Origin of the sequence: Rhizobium sp. Leaf384 (assembly GCF_001424065.1) — a bacterium.
GTDB lineage: Bacteria > Pseudomonadota > Alphaproteobacteria > Rhizobiales > Rhizobiaceae > Ferranicluibacter.
The window spans coordinates 1,154,937-1,176,111 of the sequence record NZ_LMQE01000001.1 but is presented as its reverse complement, the minus strand read 5'-3'; the positions used below and the strand labels follow the sequence as shown (position 1 = coordinate 1,176,111).

Sequence of the window (21,175 nt, the reverse complement as noted above, 5' to 3'; positions counted from 1 at the left end):
CAAGCAGCCGTGTCGGGCGGACATCGCCCGATTCTCCGTCGCGAAGTGATGTTGCAATGAATGAGGCCGACGCTCTCGACATGGTTCAGACGGCGATGTGGACGGTGATCGTGGCGTCTGGCCCGCCCGTCCTCGCCGCGATGATCGTCGGCCTCGTTGTCGCCCTGATCCAGGCACTGACGCAGGTGCAGGAAATGACGCTGACCTTCGTTCCGAAGATCCTCGCGGTTCTCGTGACCGTCGCGATCGCCGCGCCGTTCATCGGCTCGCAGGTCTCGATCTTCACCGATATCGTCTTTTCGCGCATTCAGACCGGATTCTGATCGGTTTCAGGGCCTGCACGCTGCCGTCGCGCAGCGGCGCGGTCCGATCGCGAGCCATCCCCACGCAAGCTTGAGCGCCTAGAACGGTCGTCATATGGGGCGACAGGTATGAATGTCGCCCGCCTCTCATGACGAGACGGACATTCCGATGGCACAACCTCCTGCAATTGTCATTCCCAAGATCGCCCCGAAAGGGCGCGATATCGGCTTCGCGCTTGGTATCGTTTCGATCCTGTCGATCCTTTTCCTGCCGATCCCGCCCTTCCTGATCGACATGGGCCTGGCCTTCTCCATCGCCTTCTCCATTCTCATCCTGATGGTGTCGCTCTGGATCCAGCGGCCGCTCGATTTCTCGTCCTTTCCGGTCATCCTGCTGATCTCCACCATGATCCGCCTCGCGCTCAACATCGCGACGACCCGCGTGATCCTGTCGCACGGGCACCAGGGGCACGATGCTGCGGGCAGCGTCATCGCGGGCTTTGCGAGCCTGGTGATGTCCGGCGATTTCGTCATCGGTCTGATCGTCTTCCTGATCCTGATCACGGTGAACTTCATCGTCATCACCAAGGGCGCCACGCGTATCGCGGAAGTCGGCGCCCGCTTCACCCTCGATGCCATTCCGGGCAAGCAGATGTCGATCGATGCCGATCTGTCCGCCGGCCTGATCAACGAGAAGGAGGCGCAGCATCGCCGGCGCGAGCTGGAGGAGGAAAGCTCGTTCTTCGGCTCCATGGACGGTGCGTCGAAGTTCGTGCGCGGCGATGCGGTCGCCGGCCTCCTCATCACCGGCATCAATGTGTTCGGCGGCATCATCATTGGCTATTTCCGCCACGGCATGTCGATCGGCGAAGCAGCCGACGTGTTCGTCAAGCTCTCCGTCGGCGACGGTCTCGTGTCGCAGATTCCGGCCCTGATCGTCTCTCTGGCGGCAGGCCTTCTCGTCTCGCGCGGCGGCACATCCGGCTCGACCGACCAGGCAGTCGTCGGCCAGCTCAGCAACTACCCCCGCGCGCTGATGGTCGCGGCCGGCCTGCTGGCCATGCTGGCCATCATTCCGGGTCTGCCCTTCATTCCCTTCGCCACGCTTGCCGTCGGCATGGCCGCCATGGCCTACATCATCCCGCGCCGGGCCGCAGCCGCCAGCCAGCTGAAGCGCGAGCAGGATCTGCAGACGGCAGCGCAGGTGAAGGACAGCGAGAAGGACAGCGTCAAGTCTGTTCTCAAGACCGCGGAAATCGAGCTGCTGCTCGGCAAGCAGGTCTCCACGCGCCTGCTTGGCGCCCACCAGGAGCTCGCCTTCCGCGTCGGCAAGATGCGCCGCAAGTTCGCCAGCCAGTACGGGCTCATCGTCCCCGAGATCAAGGTGTCCGACGATATCGCCGTGCCCGACAAGGCCTATCATATCCGCGTGCACGGAACGACGATCGCGTCGAACACGGTGCGCGTCGGGGAGGTCATCGTGGTCACCGGCGGCGGCCGTCGCCCGACCGTTCCGGGCGACGACATCCGGGAACCCGCCTTCGGCATGCCTGCCGTGTCGATCCTGGAAACCTTTACCGAAGACCTGAAACGCGAGGGCTTCCACCCGATCGACAATGTTTCCGTCGTTCTGACGCATCTGTCGGAAGTCATTCGCAACAATTTGCCGCAACTGCTCTCCTACAAGGACGTCAAGATCCTCATCGAGCGTCTCGACCCGGAATACCGCAAGCTCGCCGACGAGATCTGCACCTCGCACATGTCCTATTCGGGCCTGCAGGCCGTGCTGAAGCTGCTGCTGGCCGAGCGGGTCTCCATCCGCAACCTGCACCTGATCCTGGAAGCGGTGGCCGAGCTCGCCCCGCATGTGCGCAAAACCGAGCACATCGTCGAACATGTCCGCGTCCGCATGTCGCAGCAGCTCTGCGGCGATCTGTCCGACAACGGCACGCTGCGCGTCCTGCGTCTCGGCAACAAGTGGGACATGGTGTTCCATCAGGCGCTCAAGCGCGATGCGAAGGGCGATATCGTCGAGTTCGATATCGATCCGCGCCATCTCGAAGAGTTCAGCGAAGAGGCGACGCGCGTCATCCGCGAGCATCTCGACCGCGGCATGCCGTTCGTGCTGGTATCTTCGCCCGAATCCCGCTCTTATGTGCGCATGATCATCGAACGCCTGTTTGCCACGCTGCCGGTCCTCAGCCATGTCGAGCTTGCAAAGGGGCTCGAGATCAAGATCATCGGCTCCATTTCATGATAACGGACCCGGAGGGCACGGTGCTCGCGCTGTTTGCGGCGTTTTGCCGGATCGGCGCCTGCATCATGGTCATGCCGGGTTTTTCCTCGGCACGGGTCTCCGTGCAGATCCGCCTGTTTACAGCCGTCGCGATCTCCATGGCGATCCTGCCGATCATGTGGGACGACATCTACCCGCAGATCTCCGGCAAGGGGCATACCTATATCTACATCATCACCACCGAAGTCGTCATCGGCAGCGTGATCGGCCTGATCGCCCGCTATTACGCGCTGGGCCTCCAGTTCGTCGGCTCCGTGCTCACGATGATGATCGGCTTCACGGCACCGCCCGCGAGCGACGTTCTCGAAGATACCGCGGAAAACCAGGTGACGAACCTGATCTCGTTCGGCGGGCTCATGGTGCTCTTCATGCTGGATTTCCACCATGTGATCTTCGAGTCCATCTTCGACAGCTACAAGGCCATGCCGCTCGGTGTCGGATTCGATCCGCAGGGCATCCTGATCACGATGACGAATGCGCTGGAAATGACCTTCATGATCATGCTGCGCCTGTCGAGCCCGTTCATCATCTACGGCCTGCTCTTCAACGTCGCGCTGGGCATGGTCAACAAGCTGGCGCCGCAAATGCCGCTTTACTTCATTTCGGCGCCCTATCTCATCATGGGCGGCATGTTCCTCCTCTATCTCGGCATTGCCGCCATGCTGCGACTGTTTGCCGATGGGTTTGCCGTCGTCATGCAGGGGATATAGCCATGGCCGAGAACCGTTCCGACAAGCTGAGGCGTCTCGTTGCCGTCCAGCGTCATCTCGAGCAGATGGCGGAGAACGAACTTTCCGAAACCGCGCGACAACGTCGGGAGCTGGCGACCACGATCGATGTCGTGGCGGAGGCCATGGGCTCGGCCAAGCCGCTTCATGCCATGTTCTCGGGCCACTACGCCTCGCAGCTCGGCCGGCTGGCGCAGAAGGACCAGATGCTCGAGGGCATCCAGCAGGTGCACGAGGCGCGCGTGCTGAAGGAGCGGGCAAAAGGCGACAGGCTCGCCGAGCACATGAAGGACGCCCGCGCCCTCGAAGAGCGGGCCGCGGCAGACGATGCGATCTACGATCTGATCGACCAGCACGTCATGCTGGGCGCGCCAGCTTCCGGTAAGCTTGACCCCTCATAGTGTCCCGGTCGGCTGGACGCGGCTTTCACCGCCCGTTCAATCCCCGATACGGATTTTCATGGCCGGTTTTCGCACCTTCCAGAGGGGCGGGCGGCGTGACGAAGGAAGCAACCGGATGGCCATTTCTCCTCCGACCGATCTGGTGATGGATGTCCTGCGCGCGGCGGATCCGACGCAGGTCAAGGAAGCACAGGCGCGTTTGCAGTCCAGCCGGGCCGCGTTCCGCGCATCGAGCCTTGCGGAAACCGGCAACGGCTTTGCCAACACGGTTGCGATTCTCAACCAAAGCCCGACCGGTTCGGGCCTTGGCAACATCGACAATCGCGCCGAACCGAAGAAAGTGCCGGAAACCTACCGGAAATTCGAAGCAATGGTGCTCCAGAATTTCGTCAAGTCGATGATGCCGAGCAACAGCGAGGACGTCTACGGCAAGGGGACGGCCGGCGACATTTGGAAGAGCATGATGGCCGAGCAGATCGGCAACGTCATGGCAAAGGGCAACGGGGTCGGTATCGCCGCCAGCATGGTGGCCGATGGCGCGGGCGGCACGAGCATGACCAACCGCGTCAGCGCGCAACTCGACGGCAACAGCGCCAACATGGCCCAGAGCATGGTGCAGGAATACCAACGCAAGGCGCTGGATGGCTTCCGGGCAAGCGAAGCTCTGTCGACGACGGATGGCAAGGACTGACGGGACGCCTGGCCCGATAGGGGCGGGTGTCGCAAACCGGGGGCGGGCATCATGACATGCACCGGCACCGGGAGAGGTTTGTGGTCCGCACGCGACGGCAAGGGGCTGGCCCCGGGCGTCGAGACGCGCGGACAATCAGGAATGCAGGCGGCACGGTGAGCGGCGACGTTCAACCGGACGCCGTGCCAAGACGGGAGACGTTTTATGGAAATTCAAGCTTCGGGCGACGTGCGGATCCGCAGCATTCTGGGTCGGCTCGAGATGATCCTCGACAATGAGAACGCCCGTATCGGCGTCGATCCGACCTTCGACCTCAAGGCTTCCAACCTGCGCAAGAGCCGGTGCCTCTATGAGCTGACGATGCTCAGCCGCAAGGAAACGCCGGCCGACGCGACACCGTCCTATGTGTCGCAGGCAAAGCATATCCGCAACAAGCTTGCGGCCAATTCCGAGAAGGTCGAGGCCCATCTCGATGCGTGCCGTTCCGTGGTCGAGCTTCTGAAGGCTGCGGCGCAGGATGCGGATGCCGACGGCATCTACTCCGAGGAACAGTTCCGTTACGGCGCGATGTAATGCTCAAGCTTCTCCTCACCGGCGTCTGGGTCGCGGGCATTACACTCGGATCGGTCTATCTCTCGATGCGCCACGCTTCCGCACCGGTGGAATCCAGTGAGGAGCAGGCGCGACTGGCCGTCCAGGAATATCTCCCGGGCGAGATGATCACGGTTCCCGTGCTGCGCAACGGCGGCGTTCAGGGCTACTTCCTGACAAAGCTTTCCTTTGCTGTCGACAAGACGAAGGTGAAGACCTTGCAGGTGCCCTTCAAGGAGACCGTCACCAACGCGCTGTTCGATATCCTGGTCGGCAAGCAGCTGATCAATGTCGAGGACAAGAACTCCTTCGATCTCGCGAACTTCAAGTCCGCCGTGAAGACGGGCCTGAACGAGCAGATGAAGAACGAGGTCGTCTTCGAGGTCCTGGTCGAGCAGCTCGAATATCTTTCCAAGGCGGACGTGGCGCGCGTAGCCAACCCCGAGAGCCGCAAGCAGCCGGAGCCCGTGGCGATCGTCGATCGCAACGGCGATACCGCGCACGACGTGATCCCGGGCGCCGCCGAAAAGATAGCGGCCGGCCACTGAGGACGTAAAATTCAAGGGGGCTCTGCTATTCTCAACAGAGTTCCTGACCGAGAGAGTGACGAAAGGGTTAATTGTTCTTTCACGAGCGTCACCGTGCTGCATTTTCAGGTTGTGGAAAGCGAGATTCATCTAGAAATTTCGTAAGCAAAATCTTAATCCGCAAAAACGCTTTTGATAGAATGGTTTAAACGCGATTTCAGACCGCGTTGCTATGGTGCCCGTCATTGATCCGAGGATCGTGACCGCACAGGCACCGGGAAATGTTCGCGTTCGCTCCGTTAACGTCGCACAAAGCGGCGGCGTATGGAGGCCGTAACAGGCGAATGAGGGACGATGCCGTGCGTGCGTGATGCTCCTGATGGAGGATTGCCGCATGAAATATTTTCCGCCTGTTTCGCTTCAGCCGTCCCAACGCGATATTCTCGACCTTGCTGTCTGCGATTTCGGATGGGAGGAAGCCTTCACCTTCGTGGACGAAGTCGCGTCGCTGCCGATCGGACAGACGATCATCTCTTTTCTGAATGCCAATAATGCGAACTACATGATGACGGATCCGGACTACCGCGCGATCCTCGACCGCCACGTCGTGTTCCCCGACGGGCACGGCATCGACATCGCCTCCAAGATCTTTCACGGCAAGCCCTTTCCCGCCAATCTGAACGGCACTGATTTCGTCCCGGCGATGCTGACCTACATGCGGACGCCGCGACGCGTCGCCATGGTCGGTGCGCGATCCGACGTGCTGCAACGGGCAGCCGAGAATTTCGCGAGACACACGCCCTGGCACACCTTTCTTCCGGTTTCGGACGGCTATTTCGACGCGTCGGAGTCGGATGCCGTGATGGCGAAGGTGCGCGAGGCAAAGCCGGACATCCTGCTGATCGCCATGGGCACCCCGCGCCAGGAAAAGTGGATCGACCGCCACGTCGGCCCGGGGCATGCCCGTCTCGTGCTGGGTGTAGGGGCCCTGTTCGACTTCGTCGCCGGCGAAGTGCCGCGCGCGCCTGAATCCATCCGCCGCATGCGGCTGGAATGGCTCTATCGCATGACGATCGAGCCGCAGCGGCTGTGGAAGCGTTACGTCATCGGCATCCCTGTCTTCCTGCGGTTCATCCTCTGGCGGAAATTTGCCGGGCCGCAGATCGTGCGGTCCGAGCCGGTGCGCTCCGAGCCGGTGCGTCGGCTCACATCGCTGTAGGGCGCGTCTTCGCGCCCGCTCCGGGAAACGCGCGCGCCTTCGCTAAAAAAGCGGTGCACCGGAGCGCGATCTTCCCAGGAGGCCCGAGCACGGCCTTGAAATCCTCGCGAAGAACGGCTTAGGACGCATTGAGGCGATCAACCGGCGTTTCCGCGCTGTATATCCCTCAGCACGAACCATATGCGCGAGGGACTGATGAGCACCGTTATCGATGGAAAGACCGTAGCCGCCTCCGTTCTCGACCGGGTCAAGGCCGCGGCGCGCGCGTTGGAAGAAAGCCGTGGCATCAAGACAGGCCTTGCCGTCGTCATCGTCGGCAACGATCCGGCAAGCCACACCTATGTCTCCTCCAAGAGCCGCATGGCCAAGGAGTGCGGCTTCGTCTCGGTTCAGCACACGCTGCCGGAAGAGACGCGCCAGGATGATCTCGCGGCCATCGTCGATCGCCTCAATGCCGATCCGTCGATCCACGGCATTCTCGTGCAGCTGCCGCTTCCGGGGCACTTCGACGCCGACGCCATCATCCAGTCGATCAGGCCGGAAAAGGACGTGGATGGATTGAACGTCGTCAATGCCGGCAAGCTTGCAACGGGCGACGTGAAGGGCGGTCTCGTGTCCTGCACGCCGGCAGGGGCCATGGTGTTCGTGCGGCAGACCCACGGAGACGATCTCTCGGGCCTGAACGCGGTCGTCATCGGCCGCTCGAACCTGTTCGGCAAGCCCATGGCGGCACTGCTGCTGGCTGCCAACGCAACCGTGACCGTCGCGCACTCCCGCACGAAGGATCTGCCGTCCGTCTGCCGCAATGCCGATATCCTCGTTGCTGCGGTCGGGCGTCCGGAAATGGTCAAGGCTGATTGGGTCAAGCCGGGCGCGACTGTCATCGACGTCGGCATCAATCGCATTGCGGCACCCGAGCGCGGGGAGGGCAAGACCCGTCTCGTCGGCGACGTCGCCTTCGCCGAATGCAAGGATGTCGCCGCGACCATCACGCCGGTCCCGGGCGGCGTTGGCCCGATGACCATCGCCATGCTGATGGCCAATACCGTCATCGCCGCCCACCGCGCGGCAGGCGTTGTCGCGCCGACGTTCTGACGCCTCGATAAGAACGCGCCGGAGATCCGAAGTTCGAGCCAACCCGACCCGACCCGACCCGACGAGAGATCTTAGCGGCGTGGCGCAGGCTTGGTCGAATCGCGCAGGATCAGCTCCGCCTGCCAGACTTCGCGCTCCAGCGCGTCCGCCGGATTGAGCACATGGGTGATCAGACGCTCGGCAATGCGCGCGCCGGCTGCCCGGAGCGACGATTGCGTCGTGGTCAGCGGAACGTTGAAATGTTCCGGCTTGAGAAGCGGCAGCACGTCGTCATGCGCGATCAGCGAGACGTCGTCGCCGACCTTCAGCCCGGCGCGGGTCAGCGCCCTGACGACGCCCAGCGCCATCACCGTGCTCGAGCAGAGAATGGCCGTCGGCGGGCGTGCATCGGCCAGGAACGCGGTCGTTGCCCGAAACCCATATTCATCCGTCATGAAATCATGGGCGATCAGGACGTCGTCGGTTTCCAGGCCGGCTTCCGTGAGAGCGGCGAGCATGCCGGCCTTCCGGCGCATGGCGAAGGTCAGATGCTCCTGCCCGTTGATCAGCGCGATGCGACGATGCCCGAGCGCGATCAGCAGCTGCGTCGCCTCGTAGAACGCACCTTCGTTATCGATGTCGAGAAAGGGATAATCGTCGCCCTGGCCGATGGCCCGACCATGCACAAGGTAGGGGATGGGCAGCGACCGCAGCATGTCGATCCTCGGATCGTCCCGGCGGACAGAGGCGATGAACAGGGCGTCGACATTGCCGCTGGCCGCCAGTCGGCGAAAGGTCGTCTCTTCGTCTTCCGGGGCGCTCGGATTGATCACGAAGTGAAAATCGTGGCGAACCGAGGCCTCGCCGAGACCGGTCAGGAAGGCGCTGAAGTGAACGTCGGCGTCGATATCGGGCGCGACCGTCATCACGAGCCCGATCGAGGCCGCACGCCCGGTCGCAAGCCTCTGCGCAGCCCGGTTTGGCCGATATCCGGTGTCATGAACGGCCTTCAACACGCGCTCGCGCGTTTCCGCATTGACCTCGGGATAGCCGTTCAGCGCCCGGCTGACCGTCGTCTGCGACAGGCCGAGCATCTCCGCAAGCTGCCTGAGATTGACGACCATCCTCCAACTCCCACCAAAGCGCTTTGATACCGTCTCAAAGCGGTGTGATCGCTCAGTATCATCAAAGACTTGTCGGTGCAAAAGAGTTTGCGGATGCGGCATTGCAAACCTTTGCTGCACCGCGAATGAACAACTTACGATGGACGGCGGCGCAAAATCCCTTGACTTGCAGCCTAGACCAATGGTTTCTTACGCTTCTCAAAGCGCTTTGAAAGCAGGTGTCGATGAAAGATACCAGCAAGGTGCCGCGGATTTTCGGGAGGAATCACGTGAAGACAACATTGATCCTGGGCGCAGCTGCGCTTGCTCTGATCGCAGGAACGGCCTCGGCCGCAGACCTGAAGTTCAAGCCGGGCGACGACGCCAAGTTCAACTGGAAAAGCTACGAGGACTTCAAGTCCGGACATGATCTCAAGGGGCAGTCGCTGACCATCTTCGGTCCGTGGCGTGGCGAAGACCAGGTCCTATTCGAAAGCGTGCTCGACTATTTCCGCGAGGTCACCGGGGCCGACGTGAAATATTCGTCCTCCGAGAACTACGAGCAGCAGATCGTCATCGACACGCAGGCCGGTTCGCCGCCGGACGTGGCGATCCTGCCCCAGCCGGGCCTCATCGCCGATCTCGCCTCCAAGGGCTATCTGACGCCGCTCAGCGAGGGCACGGACAAGTGGCTGCTCGACAACTATGCGGCCGGCCAGTCCTGGGTGGATCTGTCCACCTATGCCGGCAAGGACGGCAAGAAGGCGCTCTACGCATTCCCCTACAAGATCGACGTCAAGTCGCTGGTCTGGTACGTGCCCGAGAACTTCGAGGATGCGGGTTATGAAGTGCCCAAGACCATGGAAGAGCTGAAGGCGCTGACGGACAAGATCGTCGCCGACGGCGGCACGCCCTGGTGCATCGGCCTCGGTTCGGGCGGCGCAACCGGCTGGCCGGCCACCGACTGGGTGGAAGACATGATGCTGCGCACGCAGCCGGCCGACACCTATGACAAGTGGGTCACCAACGCCATTCCGTTCACCGATCCGGCCGTCGTTGGCGCGATCGACGAGTTCGGCTTCTTCGCCAAAAATCCGAAATATGTCGATGGCGGGACGCAGGCGGTTTCGTCGACGGACTTCCGCGACAGCCCGAAGGGTCTCTTTGCCTCGCCGCCCAAGTGCTACCTGCATCACCAGGCCTCTTTCATCCCGTCCTTCTTCCCGGAAGGCACGAAGGTCGGCGAGGATGCGGACTTCTTCTACATGCCGCCCTACGCCAGCAAGCCGGATCTCGGCAACCCGGTTCTCGGTGCCGGCACGCTCGCCATGATCACCAAGGACACCCCGGCATCGCGCGCGTTCCTCGACTTCCTTAAGACGCCGATCGCCCATGAAGTCTGGATGGCCCAGTCGAGCTTCCTGACCCCCTACAAGGGCGTCAATCTGGACACTTATGCCAATCCGCCGATGAAGAAGCAGGGGGACATTCTCCTCAATGCGACCACCTTCCGCTTTGACGGCTCCGACCTGATGCCCGGCAAGATCGGTGCAGGCGCCTTCTGGACCGGCATGATCGACTATGTCGGCGGCAAGCCGGCAGCCGACGTGGCGGCCGACATCCAGAAGTCTTGGGATAGCATCAAGTAAGCACCGTTTCGGGGCGGCCGCCACGCGGTCGTCCCGAAACCGTCTACCGGAACACCCCCGCGCCCTGCCGCTGCCGGCACCGTGCCTTCAGGCATGACCGCCGCGCGATCGGCGATCGTGTCTGCGGATGGGATGCGCTGCGGGTGTCCATGACCGCAAGGCGATGCCGGCCGAAAGGCTGCGATCGCAGCGCGGGCATGCGGCGATCTCGGATCCAGACGGTTCGAGGCCGAACTTGAGCAGAACGGAGCGTTCCAGCGGAACCGCGGCACATCGTGTCCGATGCAAAGCGCTGGTAAGGGGGGAACATGCAGCAATTGTTGATGGCCGTCGTCACGATGGTAGCCGGCGTTCTCGCCTGCGCTGCCTACTTCTACGGAACGAACCTCATCCTCGACCTGATCTTTCCCTCGAAGGGACGATCGGGCGCACAGGCATCGCGGAACCTGCGCATCAGCAATGCGATCCGCCCCTGGCTTTTCCTGTTTCCCGCGCTCTTCGCCATGACGATCTACCTGATCTATCCGGTGATCGAATCCGTCTGGCTCTCCTTCCACGACCGGGCCGGGCAGAATTTCGTCGGAGGTGCCAATTACGTCTGGATGATCCATGACGGCGAATTCCGTCAATCGATCTTCAACAACTTCCTCTGGCTGCTGGTCGTCCCGGCGCTCGCCACCTTTTTCGGCCTGATCATCGCCGCACTCACCGATCGCATCTGGTGGGGCAACATTGCAAAGACGCTGATTTTCATGCCGATGGCCATTTCCTTCGTCGGCGCATCCGTGATCTGGAAGTTCATCTACGATTACAGGGCTGCGGGATCCGAGCAGATCGGCCTTCTCAACGCGATCGTCACCGCGTTCGGCTTCGAGCCGCAGGCATGGGTCACCATCCCGCTCTGGAACAACTTCTTCCTGATGGCAATTCTCGTCTGGATCCAGACAGGCTTTGCCATGGTCATCCTGTCGGCAGCGCTGCGGGGCATTCCCGAGGAAACCGTGGAGGCCGCCGTGATCGACGGCGCCAACGGCTTCCAGATCTTCTTCAAGATCATGATCCCGCAGATCTGGGGCACCATCGCTGTGGTCTGGACCACCATCACGATCCTGGTCCTCAAGGTGTTCGACATCGTTCTCGCCATGACCAACGGGCAGTGGCAGACGCAGGTGCTGGCCAATCTCATGTTCGACTGGATGTTCCGGGGTGGCGGCGATTTCGGCCGCGGCGCGGCGATCGCCGTCGTCATCATGCTCCTCGTCGTGCCGATCATGATCTGGAACATCCGCAATGCCGCCCGAGAGATGAAGGGACACTGAGATGATCGCGTCGAAACGCTCCCCGCTCGTCCTGTTCGTGCACCTGTCCGTGCTGCTGCTGGTCATTCTCTGGACCATCCCGACGGCAGGCCTTCTGATCTCGTCGCTGCGCGACAAGGACCAGCTTGCCGTCTCCGGCTGGTGGACGGCCCTGTCCACCTCCAGCCAGAACCTGACGGTGCGTGCGCCGGGCCCTGAAACGCAGCAGCAGCGCGACGGCAAGTTCGTGATTTCCGGCAACGTGCTCGACAATGCCGGCGCCAAGGTTTCCGCCTTCGGCTTCCGCACCCAAGAGCCTGCGGCGTTCGAGCCCGGTCAGACGGCGACGCTCAACGATGGCGAACGATTGACCGTCCAGGAGGACGGGACGTTCGAGATCGTGTCCGATGTCGCCATGGAAGGCTCGCGCGGCCAGCGCATCTTCGTGCAGGCGGCCGTTCCCTCGCGCTTCACCTTCGACAATTACCGCGAGGTGCTCAATGCCGAAGGCATCGGCGCGTCCTTCATCAATTCGCTCACCGTCTCCATTCCCTCGACCATCATCCCGATCCTCGTCGCGGCCTTTGCCGCCTATGCGCTCGCCTGGATGCCGTTTCCCGGACGCACCCTGCTCATCGCTGTCGTCGTCGGCCTCCTGGTCGTGCCGCTGCAGATGTCGCTCATCCCGCTCCTGAAGCTCTACAACGGGGTCGGCGCCTTTCTCGGCGTGCCGGCCAAGACCTATGTCGGCATCTGGCTGGCGCATATGGGGTTCGGCCTGCCGCTTGCCATCTATCTCCTGCGCAACTACATGGCCGGCCTGCCGCGCGAGATCATGGAGTCGGCCCGGGTCGACGGCGCGAGTGATTTCGACATCTTCGTCAAGATCATCCTGCCGCTGTCCTTCCCGGCGCTTGCCTCCTTCGCCATCTTCCAGTTCCTCTGGACCTGGAACGACCTTCTCGTCGCCATGGTCTTTCTGGGCACCGGCAACAACGAGCTCGTGCTGACCGGTCGCCTCGTCAACCTGCTCGGGTCGCGCGGCGGAAACTGGGAAATCCTGACGGCATCGGCCTTCATCACCATCATCATCCCGCTGATCGTCTTCTTCAGTTTGCAGCGCTATCTCGTGCGCGGCCTGCTGGCCGGATCGGTCAAAGGCGGCTGATCGCCCGAAGGACGGCCGAACCCGCCGTCTCCCGAACCCACCGTCCAAGGACTTCCGCCCTCCCATGAGCCTGCCTCTCCGCAAGACCCAGACCGAGACGATCTCCACCCTGCCAGCCGCGGATCGCGACTGGTGGCGTGGCGCCGTGATCTACCAGATCTATCCGCGGTCCTATCAGGACTCGAACGACGACGGGATCGGCGACCTCAAGGGGATCACGCGCCGGCTGCCCTACATCGCCGCGCTGAATGTCGATGCGATCTGGATCTCGCCCTTCTTCACCTCGCCGATGAAGGACTTCGGCTACGACGTTTCCAACTACAAGGATGTCGATCCGATCTTCGGTCTCCTCTCGGATTTCGACGCGCTGATCGCGGAAGCCCATCGTCTGGGAATCCGGGTCATGATCGACCTCGTGCTCTCCCACACGTCCGACCAGCATTCCTGGTTTGCCGAAAGCCGCTCCAGCCGTTTCAACCCAAAGGCGGACTGGTATGTCTGGTCGGACTCCAAGCCCGATGGCACGCCGCCCAACAACTGGATGTCGATCTTCGGCGGTTCCGCCTGGCAGTGGGATCCGACGCGCCTGCAGTATTACATGCACAACTTCCTGACCTCGCAGCCGGACCTGAACCTGCACAATGCCGAGGTGCAGGAGGCGCTGATCTCGGTCGAGCGTTTCTGGCTGGAACGCGGCGTCGATGGCTTTCGCCTCGACACGATCAACTTCTATTTCCACGACTTGCAACTGCGCGACAACCCGGCCCTGGCGCCCGAGCGTCGCAATGCCAATACGGCGCCGGCCGTGAACCCCTACAATTACCAGGAGCATCTCTACGACAAGAACCGGCCCGAAAATATCGCCTTCCTCCAGCGGTTTCGCGCCGTTATGGACGAATATCCCGCCATTGCCGCGGTCGGCGAAGTGGGCGACAGCCAGATCGGTCTCGAAATCGCCGGGCAGTACACGTCGGGCGGCGACAAGATGCATATGTGCTATGCCTTCGAGTTCCTGGCGCCCGATCCGCTCACCCCGGCCCGCGTCGCCGAGGTTCAGCATGCCTTCGAGCGGGCGGCGCCGGAAGGTTGGGCCTGCTGGGCGTTCTCCAACCACGATGTCGTGCGTCACGTCTCCCGCTGGGGACAGGGCATCACCGACCATGACGGGCATGCGAAGTTTCTGGCCAGCCTCTTGATGTCGCTGCGCGGCTCGGTCTGCATCTACCAGGGGGAAGAACTGGCTTTGACCGAGGCGGACCTCGCCTTCGAGGATCTGCAGGACCCTTACGGTATTCAGTTCTGGCCCGACTTCAAGGGTCGCGACGGCTGCCGCACGCCGATGGTCTGGGAAGCGGATGCGCCGAACGGCGGCTTCGGCGACGGGAGGCCGTGGCTGCCGGTGGCTGAAGCGCATCTCGCCCGGGCCGTTTCGGTCCAGGAGCAGGACATGCGCTCCGTCCTTCACCATTATCGCCGGTTTCTCGCCTTTCGCCGGCAGCACAAGGCGCTGTCCAAGGGCGAGATTGCCTTCAAGGCCCATGCGGCGCCCGTGCTCGGCTTCGAGCGGAGCCATGGCAACGAGACGCTGCTCTGCCTTTTCAACATGAGCGGTGAAACGGCTTCGGTCGAGCGGCCGGCAGAGCGCCTCGAGGTGCTCTCCGGTCACGGTTTCGGCTCGGAACTGGGTGACAACAGCATTACATTGCCCGCCTGGAGCGGATTTTTCGCGCGGATCGTCTGACGATCATCAACCGAGTGAACGGGGAGGGACCCATGTCCGGACTGGAACTACGCAAGATCCGCAAATCCTACGGTGCGGTGGATGTCATCCATGGCATCGACCTCACGATCGAGAAGGGTGAATTCATCGTCTTCGTCGGCCCGTCCGGCTGCGGAAAGTCGACGCTCCTGCGCATGATCGCCGGTCTCGAAGAGATCACCGGCGGCGAGATGTTCATCGAGGGCGAAAAGGTCAACGACACCCCGCCGTCCAAGCGCGGCATCGCCATGGTGTTCCAGTCCTATGCGCTCTACCCGCATATGACGGTGTACGACAACATGGCCTTTGGGATGCGCATCGCCAAGGAAAGCAAGGAGGAGATCGACCGCCGCGTGCGCGCCGCAGCCGAAATCCTGCAGCTCACCCAGTATCTGGACCGTCTGCCCAAGGCGCTTTCGGGTGGTCAGCGCCAGCGCGTCGCCATCGGTCGCGCCATCTGCCGCGATCCCAAGGTGTTCCTGTTCGACGAACCGCTGTCGAACCTCGACGCGGCGCTGCGGGTCGCAACCCGTATCGAAATCGCCCGTCTGAACGAGCAGATGGCCGATACGACCATGATCTACGTCACCCACGACCAGGTGGAGGCCATGACGCTCGCCGACCGTATCGTCGTTCTCTCGGGCGGCCATATCGAGCAGGTCGGCCCGCCGCTCGAACTCTACGAGCGCCCCGCCAACCTGTTCGTCGCGCAGTTCATCGGCTCGCCCGCCATGAACATCATCCCCGCCAAGATCGTCGCCACCGGCGTCCAGACCACGGTCGAGCTCGTCGGCGGCAAGCGCGACATTCTCGACATCGCGACGCCCGATACCGAATCCGGCCGGTCGGCAAGCTTCGGCGTGCGACCGGAGGATCTCCAGATCACCACCGGCGACAGCTTCCTCTTCGAGGGCACCGTTTCCATCGTCGAAGCGCTTGGCGAAGTCACGCTCCTCTACATCGAAGGCCTCGTCCCCGACGAGCCCATCATCGCCAAGCTTGCCGGCATCCAGCCGATCAAGCGCGGCGACCGCGTCCGCTTCACCGCCGATCGCGCCAAGCTGCATCTGTTCGACGGGGAGGGGAAGACGTATCGGCGGTAGTGCCGTCGCCCCGGATGTGATGCGCGCCTGCCGGAACCAAACCTTGTCTCCCGGAATTGGAAGAGGCGAGACAGAAAAGGAGTTCCGCATGGCGTATATCGACGCAAAGGACGGCACGAAACTACATGTCAAGGATATGGGGCAGGGCCGTCCCGTCGTCCTCATTCACGGCTGGCCGCTGACAGGCGACATGTTCGAGTATCAGACCGTGGCGCTGCTCGAGGCAGGTTACCGCGTCATCACCTATGACCGTCGCGGCTTCGGCCAGTCTGGACATCCGGCGACCGGTTACACCTACGATATCTTTGCCGACGATCTGGCGAGCGTGATTGACGGGCTCGATCTGCAAGACGTCTCCCTGGTCGGTTTCTCCATGGGAGGCGGCGAGATTGCGCGCTATCTGTCGCGTCACGGGGCATCGCGCATCGCCAAGGCCGTGCTTGTCGCATCGGTCGCCCCGTATCTGCTGAAGGATGACAGCAATCCGGACGGTGTCGATGGCAGCGTGTTCGAGGATATGAAGACACAGATCCGCGAGGATCGCTTCGCCTTCCTGCAGAGCTTTGCCAAGACATTCTACGGCGTCGGCCTCGTCAGCCGTCCGGTCAGCCAGGGCGTGCTCGACTGGTCGTTCGTGCTCGGCGTCATGGCGAGCCCCAAGGCGACGATCGACTGCGTGACAGCCTTCGGCACGACCGATTTCCGTCCGGACCTTGCGGCGTTCACCATCCCGACGCTCGTCATTCATGGAACGGCCGACAAGACCGTGCCGATCGACCCGTCGGGGCGTGCTGCCGCGAAGGGCATCAAAGGCGCGCGTCTGATCGAGTACGACGGCGAGCCCCATGGCCTGTTTGCAACCGCACCGGAACGGCTGAACAAGGACCTTCTCGCGTTTCTCGTCTGAAACGAAAAGAGCGCGCCGAAGAGGTCGGCGCGCTCTTTTTCCGGACCATGCGTTTCCGCCGTCTAAAGCGCGGTGCGTGAAAAGGATTCACGCACCGCGCTTTAAGGTCTTGTTTTAAGGCATGTCGTTTCCCGAAAGCGCTGCACGCTCTCGGGCGACAGGATTAGTGGAAAAACACGCTCGCGCCGTGTTCGGCCGCGCCCGTCAAGGCGCGGAACGGGGCAAAGAGCTCCCGGCCCATACCGAACGCATTGCCGTCGAGATCGGCCTCGGCGGGCGCGCGCGCCGCCAGTTCCGCGTCCGAGACGAGCACGTTGACCTCGCCGGTCGTTGCATCGAGCCGGATGATGTCGCCTTCGCGGATCTTGGAGATCGGGCCGCCGTCTTTGGCTTCCGGCGTCATGTGGATCGCGGACGGTACCTTGCCGGAGGCGCCGGACATGCGGCCGTCGGTAATGAGTGCGACCATCTGGCCGCGGTCCTGCAGGATGCCGAGCACCGTCGTCAGCTTGTGCAGTTCCGGCATGCCGTTCGCCTTCGGGCCCTGGAAGCGGACGACCGCGACGAAATTGCCCTCCAGCTTGCCGTCCTTGAAGGCGTCGTTGAGGCTTGCCTGATCGTGGAAGATCTTCGCCGGCGCTTCGATGATGTGGCGCTCCGGCTTGACCGCCGAGATCTTGATGACGGCCTTGCCGAGATTGCCGGTCAGCATCTTCAGTCCGCCCGTCGCCTGGAACGGCTTGTCGATGGTGGCGAGCACCTTCGGGTCGTGGCTGACCTCGGGGGCGCGCTCGCGCGCGACGGTGCCGTTCTCGCCGAGCTTGACGTCGATCGCATAGGCCTCAAGGCCGTGACCGAAGACGGTGCGGACATCCTCGTGCAGCATGCCGGCCTTCAGCAGCTGGCCGATGAGGTAGCCGATGCCGCCGGCGGCATGGAAATGGTTCACGTCGGCAAGCCCGTTCGGATAGACCCGGGCGAGCAGCGGAATGATGTCGGAGAGCTCCGAGATATCCTGCCATGTCAGCTGGATGCCGGCTGCGCGGGCCATGGCGACGAGATGCATCGTGTGGTTGGTCGAGCCGCCGGTCGCATGCAGGCCGATGACGCCATTGACGATGGACCGCTCGTCGATCATTTCGCCGGCCGGGGTGAAGGCATTGCCGAGCGCGGTGATCGCGAGCGCCCGCTTGGTCGCCTCGCGCGTCAAGGCATCCCGCAGCGGCGTGCCGGGATTGACGAAGGACGCACCGGGCATGTGGAAGCCCATGATCTCCATGACCATCTGGTTGGAGTTGGCCGTGCCGTAGAAGGTGCAGGTCCCGGGTCCATGATAGGATTTGGACTCGGCTTCCAGCAGTTCGTCCCGACCGATCTTGCCTTCGGCATAGAGCTGGCGCACGCGCGCCTTTTCGTCGTTCGGCAGGCCCGTGGTCATGGGTCCGGCGGGAATGAACACGGCCGGCAGATGACCGAATGTCATGGCGGCGATCATCAGGCCGGGCACGATCTTGTCGCAGACACCGAGATAGACCGTGCTGTCGAACATGTTGTGCGACAGGCCGATACCGGCCGCCATGGCGATAAGGTCGCGGGAAAACAGCGACAGCTCCATGCCCGGCTGGCCCTGTGTCACGCCATCGCACATGGCGGGGACGCCGCCGGCGACCTGGGCGATCCCGCCGGCTTCCGCCGCGGCTGCCCGGATCATCGCCGGATAGGTTTCGAACGGCTGATGCGCCGAAAGCATGTCGTTATAGGAGGTGATGATGCCGAGATTGGGCACCGTGTCGCCCGACAGCGCCACCTTCTCGGAGGGGGAACAGACCGCGAAGCCATGGGCAAGGTTGCCGCAGCCGAGCACGGAGCGGTGGACGCCCTTGGCAGCGGCATTGCGCACGCGGTCCAGATACGGCTCGCGCGAGGGCTTGGAGCGCTCGACGATGCGGGCGGTGATGGCTGCGATACGGGGATCGACGGTCATGGCCTATCCTTCCGGGGCCCTCCGGGCCCCTGTCTCAGATGTGGATCATCGGTATCGGCGCGGGTGAACGCCGGTTGTGTCAAGTGTCATGCCACAGGCCGGTGACCGAAACGGTGCACCTCTTACGGAGCCCAGTAGATCTCGACCGGCGCGGCGGCCCGGCGCAGCATGGCGCGGATGGGCATTTCGGTCTCGGGGCCGTCGCCTTGCGCCGCTTCCAGCGCGGCCTTCTTGGCGTCGCCCTCGATGTGGAGCACCAGAAGCCGCGCATCGTGCAGGCTCGTGAATGTATAGGTCAGACGCGGCTCGCCGGCGCCGGCGGCTTGCATGGTCATCACGCCGCGCGGTGTCTGCGGGTCGAGCGCTTCGGCAAGGCGTGATCCGCCGGGGAAGAACGAGGCGGTGTGTCCGTCCCCGCCCATGCCCAGCACCACGACATCGAAGGGCCGTCCGATCCGCGCCGTCTCCTTGGTGGCGGTCGCTGCGGCCTCCTCGGCAGTGGCCGTCGGGTAGTAGAGCGGCTCGAACCCTGCCGCCGCGGCATTCCCGACCAGCAGATTGTCGCGCACCAGCTTCTCGTTGGACCGTTCGCTATCGGGCGCCACGAACCGTTCGTCCACCAGCGTCACCGTGACCTTGCTCCAGTCGAGCGAGGCGCCGGACAGCACCTTGAAGAACGCCTTGGGCGTCGAGCCGCCGGAAACCGCGATGGAGGCGGAACCGGCAGCCGCGATGCCGGCGGCCAGGGCGTCTGCAACGGCTGTCGCCAGGCGTTCGGCAAGAATGGCCGGGGTCTCGAACGTGTGGAGCTGGACGGTCATGGCTCAGACCACTTCGTGCCAGGTGCGGCCGTCCCGCTCGATGAGCGCGATGGCCTGGCTCGGGCCCCAGGTGCCCGCGGTATAGGACTGCGGCTTCTGGCCCACTTCGTCCCAGGCCTTCAGGATCGGATCGACCCAGCGCCATGCCGCTTCCACTTCGTCGCGGCGCATGAACAAGGTCTGGTTGTTGCGGATCACGTCGAGCAGAAGGCGCTCATAGGCATCGGCGCTGCGCGCCTTGAACGACTCGGCGAAGGTCATGTCCAGCGACACGTTGCGCAGGCGCATGCCGCCCGGGCCGGGATCCTTGATCATCAGCGACTGCTTGACGCCTTCGTCGGGCTGCAGGCGGATGATGAGCTGGTTGGCTTCCACACGCCCGGCTGCCTCGTCGAAGATCGAATGCGGGATCGGCTTGAAGGAAATGACGATCTCCGACATGCGGGTCGCCATGCGCTTGCCGGTGCGGATGTAGAAGGGTACGCCCGCCCAGCGCCAATTGTTGATCTCGGCCTTGATGCCGACAAAGGTCTCGGTATTGGAGACGCCGCCTTCCAGTTCCTCGAGATAGCCCTTGACGGGCCCACCGGCGGAGGCGCCGGCCTTGTACTGACCGCGCACCGTCATTTTTTCGACATTGGCGGCGGTGATCGGCTTCAGCGCGCGCAGAACCTTAAGCTTCTCGTCGCGCACGGCCTCGGCGTTCATCGAGGGCGGAACCTCCATCGCAACAAGGCAGAGCAGCTGCAGGATATGGTTCTGCACCATGTCGCGCAGCGCGCCCGCCGTGTCGTAATAGCCGGCGCGGCTCTCCAGCCCGACGGCTTCCGCCACGGTGATCTGGATATGGTCGATGTAGGACGAATTCCACAGCGGTTCGTACAGCGTGTTGGCGAAGCGCAGCGCCATCAGGTTCTGCACGGTCTCCTTGCCGAGGTAATGATCGATGCGGAAGATCTGCTCTTCCCGGAAGACCTTGCCGATCGTGTCGTTCAGTTCGAGCGCGGACGCAAGGTCGCGGCCGATCGGCTTTTCGACCACGATACGGGTGGTCTTGGTGATCAGCTTGTGATCGCGGATCTTCTCGGAAATGGCACCGAAAATTCCGGGGGCGACGGCGAGATAGAAGGCCCGCACGCGGTCCTTTGCCTCGTCAAGCAGCGACTTCAGCTTGTCCCAGCCCTGATCGCTCTTGGCGTCCACGGAAATGTAGAAAAGCCGGTCGGTGAAGGCCTTGACCTGCGCCTCGTCAAATTCGCCGGCCTTGAGGTGCTCTTTCAGCGCGTCGCGTCCGAACTGGCGATACTCCTCGTGCGTCATCGCGGTGCGCGAGGCGCCGATGATGCGGGTCGGATCGGTCAGCTGGCCGTCGAGCTGGCGATGATATAGGGCCGGAAGGAGCTTTCGCTCGGCAAGATCGCCTGTGCCGCCGAAGACGACGTAGTCAAAGGGTTCGACGGGAATGATCTGGCTGCTCATGGGATATCGATCTCTCTCGGGTCGGGCGTTCTATAATCTAATCGATTTAAAGACGCTAGTAGTATGGTGCAAAAA

At 62.9% G+C, this 21,175-nt stretch carries 19 protein-coding genes; 15 read left to right on the top strand and 4 right to left on the bottom strand.

Annotation, left to right across the window (positions count from 1 at the left end):
- The first annotated feature begins 56 nt into the window (after positions 1 to 56).
- The 9 genes from fliQ (at position 57) to folD (ending at position 7,850) form a co-directional block, all read left to right on the top strand.
- A complete protein-coding gene (fliQ, locus tag ASG25_RS05370; RefSeq protein ID WP_062470235.1) occupies positions 57 to 323 on the top strand; it encodes a flagellar biosynthesis protein FliQ in 267 nt (88 codons plus the stop codon).
- Between the two features lie 148 nt (positions 324 to 471).
- Positions 472 to 2,559 carry a flagellar biosynthesis protein FlhA gene (flhA, locus tag ASG25_RS05365; protein WP_062472239.1) on the top strand — a complete coding sequence of 696 codons (2,088 nt, stop codon included), beginning with the start codon at positions 472 to 474 and terminating at the stop codon, positions 2,557 to 2,559.
- A complete protein-coding gene (fliR, locus tag ASG25_RS05360) occupies positions 2,556 to 3,308 on the top strand; it encodes a flagellar biosynthetic protein FliR (protein ID WP_062470233.1) in 753 nt (250 codons plus the stop codon). The genes flhA and fliR overlap by 4 nt, the downstream gene beginning before the upstream one ends.
- 2 nt (positions 3,309 to 3,310) lie before the next feature.
- Positions 3,311 to 3,727, top strand: a complete 417-nt coding sequence (locus ASG25_RS05355) for a hypothetical protein (RefSeq protein ID WP_062470229.1) — start codon at positions 3,311 to 3,313, stop codon at positions 3,725 to 3,727.
- 115 nt (positions 3,728 to 3,842) lie between these two features.
- Entirely contained in the window at positions 3,843 to 4,418 is a 576-nt protein-coding gene (locus ASG25_RS05350) for a rod-binding protein (RefSeq protein WP_062470225.1), read from the top strand.
- 204 nt (positions 4,419 to 4,622) lie between these two features.
- Positions 4,623 to 4,991, top strand: a complete 369-nt coding sequence (locus ASG25_RS05345) for a hypothetical protein (RefSeq protein ID WP_062470222.1) — start codon at positions 4,623 to 4,625, stop codon at positions 4,989 to 4,991.
- The gene (locus ASG25_RS05340) at positions 4,991 to 5,557 is read left to right on the top strand and encodes a hypothetical protein (RefSeq protein ID WP_062470218.1); all 567 of its coding nucleotides are present in this window, start codon (positions 4,991 to 4,993) and stop codon (positions 5,555 to 5,557) included. The genes ASG25_RS05345 and ASG25_RS05340 overlap by 1 nt, the downstream gene beginning before the upstream one ends.
- 373 nt (positions 5,558 to 5,930) lie before the next feature.
- Entirely contained in the window at positions 5,931 to 6,755 is an 825-nt protein-coding gene (locus ASG25_RS05335) for a WecB/TagA/CpsF family glycosyltransferase (protein ID WP_062472236.1), read from the top strand.
- A gap of 195 nt (positions 6,756 to 6,950) precedes the next feature.
- On the top strand, positions 6,951 to 7,850 hold the full coding sequence (gene folD, locus ASG25_RS05330; protein ID WP_062472233.1) for a bifunctional methylenetetrahydrofolate dehydrogenase/methenyltetrahydrofolate cyclohydrolase FolD: 900 nt from the start codon (positions 6,951 to 6,953) through the stop codon (positions 7,848 to 7,850).
- Positions 7,851 to 7,921: 71 nt separating this feature from the next.
- Here the strand turns inward: folD and ASG25_RS05325 are convergent, their stop codons facing one another.
- Positions 7,922 to 8,953 carry a substrate-binding domain-containing protein gene (locus tag ASG25_RS05325; protein WP_062470215.1) on the bottom strand — a complete coding sequence of 344 codons (1,032 nt, stop codon included), beginning with the start codon at positions 8,951 to 8,953 and terminating at the stop codon, positions 7,922 to 7,924.
- A gap of 269 nt (positions 8,954 to 9,222) precedes the next feature.
- Between ASG25_RS05325 and ASG25_RS05320 the strand changes: the two genes are divergently transcribed.
- The 6 genes from ASG25_RS05320 to ASG25_RS05295 all read left to right on the top strand — a co-directional run bounded on the left by ASG25_RS05320 (position 9,223) and on the right by ASG25_RS05295 (position 16,816).
- Positions 9,223 to 10,581, top strand: coding sequence for an ABC transporter substrate-binding protein (locus tag ASG25_RS05320; RefSeq protein WP_062472227.1), 1,359 nt, complete (start codon positions 9,223 to 9,225; stop codon positions 10,579 to 10,581).
- Between the two features lie 308 nt (positions 10,582 to 10,889).
- Positions 10,890 to 11,900 (top strand): sugar ABC transporter permease, encoded by a 1,011-nt coding sequence (locus ASG25_RS05315; RefSeq protein WP_062470212.1) that lies wholly within the window; start codon positions 10,890 to 10,892, stop codon positions 11,898 to 11,900.
- 1 nt (position 11,901) lies between these two features.
- Positions 11,902 to 13,047, top strand: coding sequence for a carbohydrate ABC transporter permease (locus tag ASG25_RS05310; RefSeq protein WP_062470209.1), 1,146 nt, complete (start codon positions 11,902 to 11,904; stop codon positions 13,045 to 13,047).
- A 64-nt stretch (positions 13,048 to 13,111) separates the two neighbouring features.
- The gene (locus ASG25_RS05305) at positions 13,112 to 14,788 is read left to right on the top strand and encodes an alpha-glucosidase (protein WP_062470206.1); all 1,677 of its coding nucleotides are present in this window, start codon (positions 13,112 to 13,114) and stop codon (positions 14,786 to 14,788) included.
- Between the two features lie 32 nt (positions 14,789 to 14,820).
- Positions 14,821 to 15,909 carry a sn-glycerol-3-phosphate ABC transporter ATP-binding protein UgpC gene (gene ugpC, locus ASG25_RS05300; protein WP_062470203.1) on the top strand — a complete coding sequence of 363 codons (1,089 nt, stop codon included), beginning with the start codon at positions 14,821 to 14,823 and terminating at the stop codon, positions 15,907 to 15,909.
- 88 nt (positions 15,910 to 15,997) lie between these two features.
- Positions 15,998 to 16,816: an alpha/beta hydrolase gene (locus ASG25_RS05295; RefSeq protein ID WP_062470200.1), complete on the top strand. Its 819-nt coding sequence runs from the start codon at positions 15,998 to 16,000 to the stop codon at positions 16,814 to 16,816.
- Between the two features lie 163 nt (positions 16,817 to 16,979).
- On the opposite strand, the gene edd is transcribed toward ASG25_RS05295, so the two are convergent.
- From edd to zwf, 3 genes are all read right to left on the bottom strand, one after another.
- Positions 16,980 to 18,800 (bottom strand): phosphogluconate dehydratase, encoded by a 1,821-nt coding sequence (edd, locus tag ASG25_RS05290; RefSeq protein ID WP_062470197.1) that lies wholly within the window; start codon positions 18,798 to 18,800, stop codon positions 16,980 to 16,982.
- Positions 18,801 to 18,922: 122 nt separating this feature from the next.
- The gene (gene pgl / locus ASG25_RS05285) at positions 18,923 to 19,621 is read right to left on the bottom strand and encodes a 6-phosphogluconolactonase (RefSeq protein WP_062470194.1); all 699 of its coding nucleotides are present in this window, start codon (positions 19,619 to 19,621) and stop codon (positions 18,923 to 18,925) included.
- A gap of 3 nt (positions 19,622 to 19,624) precedes the next feature.
- The gene (zwf, locus tag ASG25_RS05280; RefSeq protein ID WP_062470191.1) at positions 19,625 to 21,100 is read right to left on the bottom strand and encodes a glucose-6-phosphate dehydrogenase; all 1,476 of its coding nucleotides are present in this window, start codon (positions 21,098 to 21,100) and stop codon (positions 19,625 to 19,627) included.
- Between the last annotated feature and the right edge of the window lie 75 nt (positions 21,101 to 21,175).